The sequence below is a fragment of the Aquiluna sp. KACHI24 genome (genome assembly GCF_025997915.1).
Taxonomy (GTDB): Bacteria; Actinomycetota; Actinomycetes; order Actinomycetales; family Microbacteriaceae; genus Aquiluna.
The window spans coordinates 991,616-1,004,059 of sequence record NZ_AP026677.1 but is presented as its reverse complement, the minus strand read 5'-3'; the positions used below and the strand labels follow the sequence as shown (position 1 = coordinate 1,004,059).

11 protein-coding genes, 1 tRNA gene and 1 pseudogene are annotated in these 12,444 nt (G+C 53.7%); 7 read left to right on the top strand and 6 right to left on the bottom strand.

Annotated features, from left to right (window positions below):
* The first annotated feature begins 237 nt into the window (after positions 1–237).
* Positions 238–741, top strand: a complete 504-nt coding sequence (locus tag OO713_RS05085; protein ID WP_264785025.1) for an HNH endonuclease — start codon at positions 238–240, stop codon at positions 739–741.
* A 3-nt stretch (positions 742–744) separates the two neighbouring features.
* Here the strand turns inward: OO713_RS05085 and OO713_RS05080 are convergent.
* Positions 745–817: transfer RNA gene (locus tag OO713_RS05080), tRNA-Arg, on the bottom strand.
* Between the two features lie 108 nt (positions 818–925).
* Between OO713_RS05080 and OO713_RS05075 the strand changes: the two genes are divergently transcribed.
* Complete coding sequence (locus tag OO713_RS05075) at positions 926–4,477, top strand: hypothetical protein (RefSeq protein WP_264785024.1); 3,552 nt, start codon at positions 926–928, stop codon at positions 4,475–4,477.
* 23 nt (positions 4,478–4,500) lie between these two features.
* Here the strand turns inward: OO713_RS05075 and OO713_RS05070 are convergent.
* Together OO713_RS05070 and OO713_RS05065 are read right to left on the bottom strand one after the other, a co-directional pair.
* Positions 4,501–4,671, bottom strand: a pseudogene (locus OO713_RS05070) (FmdB family zinc ribbon protein); the annotation flags it as partial.
* 23 nt (positions 4,672–4,694) lie between these two features.
* A complete protein-coding gene (locus tag OO713_RS05065; RefSeq protein ID WP_264785023.1) occupies positions 4,695–5,231 on the bottom strand; it encodes a 5-formyltetrahydrofolate cyclo-ligase in 537 nt (178 codons plus the stop codon).
* 18 nt (positions 5,232–5,249) lie between these two features.
* Between OO713_RS05065 and OO713_RS05060 the strand changes: the two genes are divergently transcribed.
* The 3 genes from OO713_RS05060 to OO713_RS05050 are packed head-to-tail and all read left to right on the top strand — an operon-like array spanning position 5,250 to position 7,074.
* Positions 5,250–5,819, top strand: coding sequence for a GNAT family protein (locus OO713_RS05060; protein WP_264785021.1), 570 nt, complete (start codon positions 5,250–5,252; stop codon positions 5,817–5,819).
* A 54-nt stretch (positions 5,820–5,873) separates the two neighbouring features.
* Entirely contained in the window at positions 5,874–6,464 is a 591-nt protein-coding gene (locus tag OO713_RS05055) for a hypothetical protein (RefSeq protein WP_264785020.1), read from the top strand.
* A 58-nt stretch (positions 6,465–6,522) separates the two neighbouring features.
* Positions 6,523–7,074, top strand: coding sequence for a hypothetical protein (locus tag OO713_RS05050; protein ID WP_264785019.1), 552 nt, complete (start codon positions 6,523–6,525; stop codon positions 7,072–7,074).
* Here the strand turns inward: OO713_RS05050 and OO713_RS05045 are convergent, their stop codons facing one another.
* Positions 7,075–7,959: a TIGR01777 family oxidoreductase gene (locus tag OO713_RS05045; protein ID WP_264785018.1), complete on the bottom strand. Its 885-nt coding sequence runs from the start codon at positions 7,957–7,959 to the stop codon at positions 7,075–7,077.
* Between OO713_RS05045 and OO713_RS05040 the strand changes: the two genes are divergently transcribed.
* Positions 7,958–9,013: a TerC/Alx family metal homeostasis membrane protein gene (locus tag OO713_RS05040; protein ID WP_346659305.1), complete on the top strand. Its 1,056-nt coding sequence runs from the start codon at positions 7,958–7,960 to the stop codon at positions 9,011–9,013. The two genes, OO713_RS05045 and OO713_RS05040, sit on opposite strands and share 2 nt — an antisense overlap.
* Here the strand turns inward: OO713_RS05040 and OO713_RS05035 are convergent.
* Together OO713_RS05035 and OO713_RS05030 are read right to left on the bottom strand one after the other, a co-directional pair.
* Positions 9,010–10,158 (bottom strand): MFS transporter, encoded by a 1,149-nt coding sequence (locus tag OO713_RS05035; RefSeq protein WP_264785016.1) that lies wholly within the window; start codon positions 10,156–10,158, stop codon positions 9,010–9,012. The genes OO713_RS05040 and OO713_RS05035 overlap by 4 nt on opposite strands.
* Before the next feature lie 6 nt (positions 10,159–10,164).
* Positions 10,165–11,598, bottom strand: coding sequence for a phospholipid carrier-dependent glycosyltransferase (locus OO713_RS05030; RefSeq protein WP_264785015.1), 1,434 nt, complete (start codon positions 11,596–11,598; stop codon positions 10,165–10,167).
* 23 nt (positions 11,599–11,621) lie between these two features.
* Between OO713_RS05030 and rsmI the strand changes: the two genes are divergently transcribed.
* On the top strand, positions 11,622–12,440 hold the full coding sequence (gene rsmI, locus OO713_RS05025) for a 16S rRNA (cytidine(1402)-2'-O)-methyltransferase (protein WP_264785014.1): 819 nt from the start codon (positions 11,622–11,624) through the stop codon (positions 12,438–12,440).
* Positions 12,441–12,444 lie beyond the last annotated feature (4 nt).

Sequence of the window (12,444 nt, the reverse complement as noted above, 5' to 3'; positions counted from 1 at the left end):
CCATAAATTTCAACTTCAAGTCGTAATCTCTGCTCAAGTGTTGACCTATTGGTTGCGGAAGGGGTGTGAGATGCCAGCTAGACAACAAGCCAAGTTGGGCAACTGGGTTCATCTGCACCAGCACCCCGCAATACCAAGCGGAAGTGATTTGCGCGTCGCGTTTTGCGGCGCGTTTTTTATTTCCGGGCAACTCGAAAACCTACAAACCATGTGGGCGATTTCGACAAGGAGAAAAGATTGCGCACCCTCGTACTGAATGCCGGTTATGAACCGCTCGCCGTTGTCTCTTTCAAGCGAGCACTGGTTCTTGTTCTGAATCAGAAGGCGACCATTTTGGCGGGGGTGGGTGAGGGCAGAGTGCGAAGTGCAAATAGTGACTTCGAGGTTCCGGCCGTCATACTGCTGCAGCGCTATGTGAGGATCCCAAACTCAAGGCAGATTCCAGTCTCGCGCCGCGGTGTGCTCAGGCGAGATGCGCACCGCTGTGGCTACTGCGGCAAATCAGCGAACACAATCGACCACGTTTTGCCAAAGTCGCGCGGCGGCGCAGATAGCTGGGAGAACCTCGTGGCCTGCTGCCTGAGGTGCAACAACCTAAAAAGCGATAAGACTCCAGCCGAGATGGGCTGGGAACTTCGCTTCACGCCCAAGATGCCCACCGGGGTGATTTGGACTGTTCGAGGAGCAGAGAAAGAGGAGCCGCACTGGAGGGATTTCCTCAGCTATCAACAAGCGGCGTAGTTGTGGCCCCGATAGGAATCGAACCTACGACACACGGTTTAGGAAACCGTTGCTCTATCCACTGAGCTACGAGGCCAAATTAGAGCTCTAGATTACCGTCTCGTCGGTTGCTCTCTTCACTCCTAGTTTCAGACTCTCGAGCTCACCAGGGAGATTCTGAACCCCAGACTTCTAGGATTTAGAGGTGGACTTCTCGACTCTCCAAGCTGACCTTGATCGGATCGGTGGCGCTAATCCGCTGAAGAGTTTTGAAGTATCCAGCTTCGGCCAGATCGACCTCTCCAGAGCGCATCCAGGTGGCATGGCTCAACTGGTCTCCGCTAGACAAACCACCATCTCTAATTTGGTTCGTGATGGCGTCGCGCAGGCCAGGTCACTGAGCGCCGCAAGGCGAATTCGAACTAAGGCCAAAAGAATTGCTGAGTCTTTTGGGGCTAAGGCTTGCTTCATTGCGGCTGGGGTAATTGCCGGTCCTGATCGTCAGGTACCCCTGGCGCTATGGCCAGTTGACCTAATTCCAAAGGGCGATGACTTCGAGATTCGAATGGGATCAGACCCGCTTTTGAACCCTGAAGCCAGTTCGCTAATCAGGGGTCAGCGACCAGACTTTCAGGACCGAGACTTGCTCTCGATTCTGCGCTCCGGACCAGACCTGCTGCCCTCAGCGGTGTTGCCCTTTGTGGAGGCTCAGCTTCAGGGCAGTGGCCTAAGCGTTGATCACCTTCTGGTGTTAGGCAACTTCGTTCCTGATCTTTTGCTAACCACGGTCCCTGAAGATCTTAGGCAGAGTTTTGAGAGCCAGGGCGGACCGGGCGGGGATGTGCTGTTGGTGGCGGACGCCGATAGCTATCAGCTAGAGGTGATTCGAGCTGCCAGTGCAGGTGAATCACTCGCGGTGGAAACTCTTCCCGGATGCGGCTACATCCAAACCGCAATCAACGTCCTGGCAAACCTGGCTCTTCAAGGCAAGCGGACTCTGATCATTGCTCCAAGAGAGCAAACCATCGATGAGTTCTCGGAGCGACTATCGGAGCACTCCCTGGCCGGACTCGCACTGCGTTCGAATGATCTTTGGAATGACACGGTTGCCGCGATATCCAGAAACGAAAAAGCTCAGCAGGTCGAACTTCAACCACTCAGACTTCGCCAGCTCTCTGCGGAGGCTGAGGTAAAAAACTACTTCGACAAGGTTGCAAGGCCTGATGCACTAACGGGTGTATCACTATTTGAAGCGCTCAACACTTTGGCAGCATTGGCGGGGGAGCAGGAACCTCCGACAAACTCGGCTCGAATCAGACCAGATCTATTGCCTGAACTGAGGATCTCCGGTTCGGAATTGGTTGCCGAGGCATTTGCTGCCAGGGTGTTTAGCTATGGCCCACAACACTCACCCTGGTTTGGTGCAATCTTCAGCTCTAGTGCCGAGATTGATGCCGCTCTGAATGCAGCTAAGTCACTGGCTGGTGAAGAGTTTAGGTTGCTGAGTTATCAGGTCAATCGCTACCTACAGGATCAAAACCTGATTCCATCAAAGACGATTGAAGACTGGTCAAGACAGCTGAGTTTGCTAATTGGCATCCGCGAGACCCTGGATAAGTTCAAGCCGCAGATCTTTGATCGTCCGCTCACCGAAATGATCCTGGCAACAGCCCCCAGGGGTGAGCGGGGTCAGCTCTCCGGTGCTCAGCGTCGGAGGTTCAAAAAGCTTGCTAAGGAGTTTGTGCGCCCCGGTGCGACTATCCCAAACCTGCATGCGGCGCTCGCAGCCGCTGAAGAGCAGCGTTCGCTATGGCTTGAGATAAACACCACTCAGGCTCCACCGAGTGTCCCGCTCGGTCTGAATGATGTGAAGCAGAAATTTGATCAGGTCTACTCAGTAGTTTCGATCTTGCAGCGACACCTAGACCCAAATCCAGATCTACCGCTGTTGACTCAGTTGAGCTTTGATGAGCTTGCCGAGAAGCTCCAAAACCTGGTCGAAAAAACAGAGATTCTGAATGGGTATATCGATCGCATGGCGGCGGTTGAGAAGTTGAGGCAGCGTGGTTTGTTTGAGCTATACCTTGAGCTCTGCAAGCTCTCCCTGGACCAGGCTCGTGCAGTCTCAGAGTTTGAGCTGTGCTGGTGGCAATCCGCCCTTGAGGCGCTGGTGCAGTCAAACCCAGAGATTTTGGAATATGACGCCGATCGAATCGCGCGGCTTGAAGCGAATTTCGAAACCATCTCAAGTCAGGTTGTTGAAGCCGGGTCAGAGCATTTGAGTGGAGTGCTAGCGCTGCGCTGGAAGAGCGCTCTCACTGCCAACCAAGTGGGCGCTGATGAACTGCGGAACCAGCTTCGCTCCAGGGCTATTGACCCAGTATCGGCAAAACGCGCCGGAGCGGTTTGGGAGGCTATCAGCACCGGGATCATCACCTCTCCGCTTCGAGTGCACCAGCTTCGTGGCTACAAATTTGATGCGCTGCTCGTTCTCGATGCAGCCGCGACTGGTATCGCCGAGGCAGCGACGGCCCTGTCCATGGCAAAGCAGGTAATCGCGTTTGGCGACCCGGTCATCTCGGCACCAGAGAGTTTTGAAACAATCGCCAGGGCAAACCAAGCACCAAGTGAAGACACTCGCGCCTCGGTCTATGACTTGATCAGCGCTCATTGCGCCAGCTATCCGCTTCGCAAGAGCTACCGCATTCAGGGTCAGGTGCTCGGCACCTATCTAAACCAAACCTTCTATAAGGACCGACTTGTTTTTGAACCAAGCCCGGAGTCCTTCCACGGTGCATCAAACCTTGAGCAAATCGAGATCACCTCTTCCGCTCACGCCACCTCCACGATCGAGGGTGCAACCGAGTCGTTGGATAGTGAGGTTGCCAAGGTTGTAGAACTAGTGACAAACCATGCTCGTTGGAGCCCCACCGAGTCGCTAATGGTCGTCACTCCATCCAGAACGCATGCTGATCGAATCAATCAAGCACTCCAAAAAGAGCTCTCTAACCAGCCTCAAATTGCAGAGTTTTTTGATGCTCACGGCCGCGAGAGATTTGAAGTTTTGGGCATGAGTGAGGTTGTGCATCGAACTGCCGATCGAGTGGTCTTCTCGGTTGGATTTGGCAGAACCCCGGAGGGCAAAATCTCGGGATCGCTCGGAGATTTCAATTCCCCTTCGGCGGCCAGATGGATGGTGAATCAAATTGCCTCGGCTCGAAAGCGACTCACGGTAGTTTCCTGTTACAACTTTGAAGATTTCGCAGGCGGTTCACTGCCAGAGAACCAGCGTTGGCTGAAGGATCTAATTGCGCCACCATTCATGTCCGAAGCCAGAGCGGGAGATCCCGATCCACTGCTGCGAGATCTTGCGCTTCGATTGAGGAAGCTTGGAATTCGTGTTGAGTTGAACTTCGCAGGCAGAATCGCTTTAGCCGCCTCGTTCAGAAATCAGGCCGCTGCCATAGACCCTGACTGGTCCCTGACTGGAAATGGTTGGGATGAAAAGCTAAGACTTAGGCCAAATTTGTTGAAGGCCATGGGCTGGAAATACCTACGCGTCCACGCCTTTGAAATCTTTGCAACTCCACAAGAGGTTGCAAATCGCATTGCGACCTCACTGGGTATGGACTTGGTCTCAAGGCGCGAGCCACTATTTGAGGAGCGCGCCTTCGAAGACAATCCGAGAGCCTGGGGCGACGGTGATGACGACAACGATGACCGGCTTCGCAACGAGCGACCGCCGCACTGGGGTTAGTCGCTCGAGCTAGAAGAACTCGCCGAATCGGTGCGATAGAAGCCTGAACCCTTGAAGGTCACCCCAAGGTTTCCAAACTGCTTGCGAAGTTCACCGTGACACTTAGGACACTCAGTTAGCGGCTGGTCTGAGAAAGACTGCTGAATGTCAAAAGCGTGTTCACAGCTCTTGCAGACATACGAATAGGTTGGCAATTTTCCTCCTGAGGCCACTAAGTCTAGAGAATCTCAGGCCTTGCAAAGTAATTGATTGCTGAGGGCGAAATAGCGCCATCTACCGCTTGGTCGTGATCCTCATGGGGCAGGTTCTCGAAATATTCGGAGTCAAAAATCACTGCAAACTTTGGGCAACTGATACTTGTCAGAGCACGATCGTAATAACCCTTGCCCTTGCCCAGTCGATTGCCCTGGGCATCAACGGCCAACGCCGGAACCATGATTAGATCAATTGCGCTTGGGTCTATCGCATCACCTACTGGCTCAGGGATAGAAAATGCTCCCGGCTCGGTCTGACCGATTGCAAACTCAATCTCGGCCCCAATGATTCTTGGAAGGCATAGGGTCCTGCCGGTGGCCAAGACCCAGTCGTTGAAATCTGAGACATCGGGTTCGGTATTCAGCGGCGCATAGCTGGCAATGGCTTTTGCCTCGAACTCCATCGCAATTCGAACCAGGTTTGCGAATAAGCCTTCACTTGATTGCGGTCTTTGGCTAAGAATCTGTTGCCGAAGAGAAGCTTTATCGCTGAATTGCATAGCGGTAATCTTGCCAGCGTGCGAGAGAAACTGCGATTCGACCACGGTGACGTGGCGGTTAGGGCACTTTCACGTTTTGATTTTCCTGTGCTGGACTATCTGCTGCATAAAGACCGTGACTGGCTTGAGCCATGGGAGGCAACGACTCCTGGGATGCGGACTTTGCTAGATGTGCGCTGGTTGGTGGGTGCACTCGTCAAGCAGCACCGCAGGGGGGAATCTCTCGCATTCGTGATTCTTTATCAAGACAAAGTGGTCGGCCAGCTCAACGTTTCAAACATCCTCCATGGATCGGTGTCTTCAGGCACCATCGGATACTGGATCGCTCGGGATTTTGCAGGTCTTGGGATCACCCCCAAAGCAGTCGGGCTAGTTATTGACTACCTGCTCGGAGACTATGGCCTGCACCGGGTTGAGATAGACATCAAGCCTGAGAACAAGGCAAGCCTGCGAGTGGTTGAAAAGCTTGGTCTAAGGCACGAGGGGACCAAGCAGCGCTTTATCAACATCAACGGTCGCTGGTCAGATCATGAAGTGTTTGCCATCACCAAAGAGGAGCTTGATGGCCCGATTGTGAACAGGCTTTGAAACACGCCAAGGTCCTTAAAGCAAAAGTTCTCTCAAGGACATATCTTTTAGTTTGTGGGTAACTCAATCGGTCTAGGTGGCATCAGCCTGGTAGTGGCTGCAGTCGTCTGGTTACTGATCTTTGTGCCAGGTTACGCCAACCGCTCGCAGCTAAAGGCATCAGAGCAAATGGTTCGGGCCGAAGCTAAAGAGGCTCGCCTCGCTCAGCCGCTCTCTGCGGATCAAAGACTGCGTCGACTGCTAAACACGCAGCGCGGTTTCTCGGTTCTGTTTGGACTCTCCCTGCTGGTTGTTATTGCCACCGCCTTGGCCGCAATCTCCGATGGGATCTGGTGGTTTGCCTTTGCGGTTGCTGGGGTAATTGCAACCCTTTCGCTTCTGATTCAACGTGCCGCCGGAAATCAGGCTGCCAAGCTTGCAGCTCAGCGCCACCGTCAGCGTGCAGCTATAAGAGACAGCGCTCAGCGTCAGGCAAAACCACAAAGCCGCGAGTGGACGCCAAATCGTCTTCCAGCTCCACTGGCAACCAATCAAATTGGTGAACTGAGTGCGCCTTTGGCAGACGTAATTGAGATTCAAAACCCAAAAAGGTCTCTGACAAGTTCCGAGATAGACGCAATTCTCGCCAGACGCAGGGCAATTTAGCGTTTATACCTTAGGCTTTTCCCGATTTCCCCCACCTAAACATTTGGAGCGCGAAAAAATGGGTTTGTTCGATTCAATCAAGAATCTAATCAAGAAGACTTCTTCAACTGCAGCCAAAGAGGCACCAGCAGTTGTCAAGGAGGCTGAGGCTCTCGTTGAGAAGAGCGTAAAGGCAGCAACCGACCTGGCGACCGACGTTGCCAAGGAGACCCTCACCGCTGTTGAGAAGGGTGCGAAGACTGTAGCGAAGAGCGCAGCAACCGCCCGTAAGGCAACCACTACCAAGAAGCCTGCTGCCAAGAAGCCAGCCGCAGCTAAGCCTGCTGCTGCAAAGCCAGCAGCTAAGGCTGCTGCCAAGCCTGCAGCTAAGAAGACCACCACCGCAGCCAAGCCTGCAGCTAAGTCTGGAACCGCGAAGCCTGCAGCGAAGACTGCTGCTGCAAAGCCAGCGGCCAAGAAGGCCACCTCTGCCAAGCCAGCGGCAAAGAAGGCGACTACTGCTAAGCCAGCTGCAAAGTCAACCGCTGCCAAGCCTGCAGCCAAGAAGGCAACCACTGCAGCTAAGCCAGCAGCAAAGAAGCCTGCCGCTAAGAAGCCAGCTGCTAAGTAATTAGCTCAAAACGTATCCCACCGATTTCTCCAGAGTCGGGTGTTTGAATTCAAACCCCGATTCCTGAAGTCGGTGGGATGTCATTTTCTGGGAGCAAAGTAGAAGTTCCTCTGCTGCCAGCCCAATCACTGTTCTCATCAAGAAGGTTGGGATTTTGAAAATCGCTGGTCTTCTTAGGCCTTTAGCCAAGGCCTTGATGACCTGTTCGCAGGTTGCCGGCTCAGGCGCTGTCAGGTTGTAAGCACCTGAGGCCTGCTCGTTTTGAATTAGATGAATAATTGCTCGAGCTTCATCCTCCAGCGAGATCCATGCCCACCACTGTTTGCCTGTGCCCAGGGCTCCGCCGAGGCCGAATTTCATTATTGGCAGTAGTTTGCCCAGTGCTCCAAGCTTCTTGCTCATCACCAAGGTGGTTCTTACCAGCACGACTCGAGTGTTCGCTTTCTTCGCCTCTTCTTCCCAACGAGCTGCTAGGTCAGAGAGAAAGCCGGTGCCTTTCGGGCTTTCCTCACTGAGCCACTCATCGGCGCAGTCCCCATAAAAGCCTGATGCCGATCCGGAAACCAAGACCTTTGGCTTATTGCTTGCATTATTGATTGCCTTGACCAGCGTGCGGGTGGAGTCGATGCGGGAATCGATGATCTCCTGCATATATCTCTTGGTCCAAGGGATTTTTCCGGTTGTAGCGCCGGCTAGGTTTACTACCGCTTCAATCGTTTCTATCACCGCAGGGTCTAGCTCGCCCTTGGCCGGGTTCCAATAAACCTCGCCTTCAGCGGCAGGCTTTTTTCTGGTCAATCTCACTGGCTCATGGCCAAGTTCTTTGAGTTGGCGGGCAACCTCGGTGCCAATCAGACCCGATGCTCCAGAAATCAATACCCGCATGCGCGCCTCTTCTCTCAGTAATACCTACAATTACAACCTGTTGATTATTCCGCCTAAGGCGGAGAACGGAATTCCCTTGAACGTCGAACTTTGGGTTTGGATCGCAACAATCGTGGTTTTGGTTGGTGTGCTGGCCGCTGACTTTATCTACCAGTTCAGAAACCCCCATGAGCCAACCCTGAAGGAGTCGGCTATCCAGGTCTCGATTTACGTGACCCTGGCCCTTTTGTTCACCTTCGTTATCGGAGGTGTTTGGGGACCGCAGTATGGCGCTGAGTACATCGCTGGCTGGGTCACCGAGTACAGCCTGAGTGTTGACAACATCTTCGTATTCCTGATCATCTTCACCCAGTTTGTGGTGCCGCGCGAATTGCGCTCGCAGGCGCTGCTGATCGGTATTGCAATTGCGCTAGTACTGCGCTTCATCTTCATCCTGCTGGGCGCCGCGTTCATCGAGAACTTCAGCTGGGCTTTCTACGTCTTCGGTGCATTCTTGGTCTTCACCGCTGCCAAGTTGATTGCTGAGTTCTTCCACGAGGGTGAGGATGATTCCAATGAGGCCGGTGGTTTGGTTGCCTTTATCAAGAAGCGCGTTCCAACCACCGATGACTACCACGGCAACAAGTTCGTGGTTTTGATCAAGGGCAAAAAGCACATCACCCCACTTTTGCTAGTGATGATTTCAATCGGTTTCACTGACCTACTCTTTGCGCTCGACTCGATTCCAGCGGTCTATGGACTAACTAAAGAGCCTTACATCGTTTTCGTTGCAAACGTCTTCGCACTGCTGGGCCTGCGCCAGCTCTACTTCCTGCTGGGGGGACTGATGGAGCGCCTGAAGTACCTCAGCATTGGCCTGAGCATCATCTTGGCTTGGATCGGTCTAAAGCTCGTAATTCACGCACTGCACAAGAATGAGTTGCCGTTTATCAACGGTGGTGAGCACGTCACCTTTATCCCAGAGATCTCAACTGAGCTCTCGCTGACGGTGATTGTGTTGACGCTGGTGGTAACGACTATTTGGTCCTTGGCCGCAACAACCAAGTCTCGCTAGTTGGAAATTCTCTTGGCTGCAAATAAAGCCGCCAAGAGAGTCGCAACACCAAAGACGATGGAAACCAACAGTGCTGCCTGGGGTGCGACGGCATCTACTGCGATACCCGCAAGTGCACTCCCGGCTGAAAATCCAACCAGCTGACCGGTGGTAGTCCAGCCGTAAGCCTCAGCTGTCTCAGATCCAGATGTGCCCTGAGCGACCCAGAGCGCCAAGATGCCAAGTGTCGGAGCAACCCCGAGGCCTGCAACGAAGAGCGCTGCACCGACCCAGATGGGGTCGCCTGAGTTGATTGGAATCAGGACATAGCCCAAGAGCGTGATGCCAAGAAATAGCGGTAGTGCTACACGGCCTTTGGCTCTTGGCGCCAATAGGAAGCCCGAGAGCAATGAGCCAACCGAGAATACGGCGAACATCACGCCTGCGGTGGGTTTATCAAATAGCGCTACCGCACCAACTTCAACACCGGCAAATGATCCCACGAATAACAGACCCAAGAAGGTGACCGCGGTGACGCTTGGATTTTTCAGGACGCGGCCCACCGAGGTCTTTGATGCCGGGATCTTGGCAGTTGCAACCGACTTATTGGTCAGAATCCAGATCGAGCCGAATATCTGAATTGCACCAATGGTGATCAGCATCGCTAGATTGCCAAACTGAGCTGCAACCAATGTTGCAATCAGCGGTCCAATTACCCAGATAATCTCCTGTGCCGCAGCATCAAGAGAGTAGAGCTGGGGGAGTAGGGCTTTTGGTGTGATCTGCGGGTAGATGGTCCTAGCTGCTGGCTGAATTGGTGGCGATGACAGCCCAACCATCAAGGACAAAAAGACTAAGAGCAGCGGCTCTGGGGGCACAAACCCCATTGCCAAGAATGATGTGGTGGTGATGATTGTGGCGGTCGCAATTACTCGCCGGACTCCGAAGCGAGCCATGTAGCGGGCGAGGATCGGCCCTGAAATTGATGCGCCAATAGTCTCAGCACCTAGGGCAATACCGGCGATCGCATAAGACCCGGTCACATCTTGAATATGAATGATGAATGCCAAAGAGAGCATGCCGAAGGGAAAGCGGGCAACTAGCTGAGCCAGAAGCAGCACCACCGATTGTGGAGCCGCGGCCAGCGACTTCAAACCCTTATCCATTTACCCTCAAACCCAGAACGGAAACCACATCTGGATCTGCCAGACCCAGTGTGGAACTTCAAGACCCATCCAAATCGAGCCGAAGTACAACGCAAGAAGCATAGTAAAGAGCACAAAACCGACGATTATTCTGCTGCGCTTTATAACCAGGCGCAGTCCGTAACCGCGCCTTAGGTAGCGCTGGAGGGCATAGCTCAGCGCGAGAACCAAAAACGCTGCGAACACCACGGTGTAGAACTGGAAGGTGGTGCGCTCCAGGTAGATAAGCCATGGTGCCCATCCGGCCAGGAAACCAGTTGCAATCAACGCTGCAGTTTTGTCCAAGCGATGCATCGCTCGGTAGCTGGCCCAGAACGCTGCAATCACACCGCCAATCCAGATGGCCATGTTGGGCACCGCTGTGATCGCTACGGTGCAGTTATCTAGCCAGCTGCAGTCCTCATATTTTTCAAAGAAGAATGCCGTTGGCCGCGCGCTCACCACCCACTGCAGTGCGTTCGACTGATAGGGGTGATCGGTCCCGAGTCCGGTGTGAAAGCGATAGGCGTTCAGGTGATATTCCCATAGCGATTCCCACCAGCTCGGTTTTGCATTTCGCCCCCAGCCATCAGATGAGAGGATCCACCCGAGCCACGAGACCAGGTAAACCGAACCAGCGGCAACCAACATCGTGATCGCGTTCAGCACTGCCTGCAGCCAGGCTGGCCAGACCCTCACCCCGGCATGTGCTCTCCTAGAGAGGTCTAAGAGCAGGGTGAGTAGTCCAAAGGCTGCCAAGAAATAGAGGCCAGACCACTTTGTGCCTGCTGCCAAGCCAAAGGATATTCCTGCCAGCAAGAGCCACGGCCTAAAGGTCAAAACCTTCTGGACGGGGGGCAATCGCTCTTGGTCCAAAACCACAAAGAAGAATCCCAGCAGGACAAAAAAGGCGAGGATGCCATCGAGCACAGAGGTTCTTGACATCACGATCGAGTGACCCTCGATGGCCAAGAACAGGCCGCTCAGAACGGCGAACCTATTAGAGCGCAGCAATAGCTTGGCGGTTGCGATGATGAGCGGTATTGCCAACGTCCCGAGGAGAGCAACCGAGAAGCGCCAGCCGAAACTGGAGTCTGCTCCAAAGAGCCACATGCCTAGATAAATGACCCACTTGCCAATCGGTGGGTGAACGACATAGGAGGCGACATCGGTGTAGCCGGTGAAGTCGCCCCCCTCAAAGCTTGGATCGAAGTTGTCAGGCCAGTCTTTTTCGGTGCCGGTTTGACCGAGCGTCCAGGCATCCTTGACGTAATAGGTTTCGTCAAAGATGAGGTTGGTTGGATTGGCGAGATTCCCAAACCTAAAAAGTGCACCGAGAGCGGTCACAAACAAAGAGCCGAGCAGCAAAAAGTGTCTAGAGCCGACCGCCCTTTCAACAAGTTTCGTAAGCTGCCCAATCACCCTTAGATGCTAGTTTGCTTCTTGTGTTGATTCTCGCTGCCACCCCAATCGGAAATCTTGGTGATGCCTCGCCTCGTCTGCGTGAGCTTTTGGACAGCTGCGAATACCTAGCTGCCGAAGACACTCGGGTTATCAAACAGCTCTGCGGAGCACTGGGGATCAAGCTGCACGCCAAGCTGTTTTCGCTCCACGAGCACAACGAGTCTGAGCGCATTGAGTCACTGGTTGAGCTTGCAAGATCAAAAGACTTGGTCGTGGTTAGTGACGCCGGCATGCCAACGGTTTCTGACCCAGGTTTTCAGCTGGTTCGACTAGCTGCCGCGGAGGACATTGAAATTTCAATCGTCCCCGGGCCGAGTGCGGTTTTGGCGGCGCTCGCGGTCTCTGGATTGCCAACCGACAGATTTAGCTTTGAGGGCTTTTTGCCAAGAAAACAGGGTGACCGCAAGCGGGTGTTCGGTGATCTTCAATCGGAGCGTCGCACCATGATCTTTTTCGAGGCTCCGCATCGAATTTTGGAGTCCTTAGAAGATGCGGCAAGTGTGTTTTCTCCAGACCGCAAAGCGTCTGTTTCAAGAGAGTTGACTAAGAAGTTTGAGCACACCGAGCGCGGCACCCTAAAGGACCTTATTGAATGGGCAAGGACAGAACCCAAGGGTGAGATGGTTTTGGTGATTGCCGGCGCGGAACCAACGAGCGCTGACCCAGAGTCGCTGGCGGCACTAGCGCTTCAAATGGCTAGCGATGGAATGAGATTGAAAGAGGCTGCTGGGGAACTAGCCAAGGCTCACTCGGTGTCATCCAGTGCAATTTACGATGCTGCCTTGCGGCTGAAAGCCTAAGATA

What these genes read in the sequence shown, in the direction of transcription:
- OO713_RS05035 (WP_264785016.1), bottom strand. Translation starts at nt 10,158, where the DNA reads ATGGATAAGGGTTTGAAGTCGCTGGCCGCGGCTCCACAATCGGTGGTG.
- OO713_RS05040 (WP_346659305.1), top strand. Translation starts at nt 7,958, where the DNA reads ATGCGCGCCTCTTCTCTCAGTAATACCTACAATTACAACCTGTTGATT.
- OO713_RS05045 (WP_264785018.1), bottom strand. Translation starts at nt 7,959, where the DNA reads ATGCGGGTATTGATTTCTGGAGCATCGGGTCTGATTGGCACCGAGGTT.
- OO713_RS05050 (WP_264785019.1), top strand. Translation starts at nt 6,523, where the DNA reads ATGGGTTTGTTCGATTCAATCAAGAATCTAATCAAGAAGACTTCTTCA.
- OO713_RS05065 (WP_264785023.1), bottom strand. Translation starts at nt 5,231, where the DNA reads ATGCAATTCAGCGATAAAGCTTCTCTTCGGCAACAGATTCTTAGCCAA.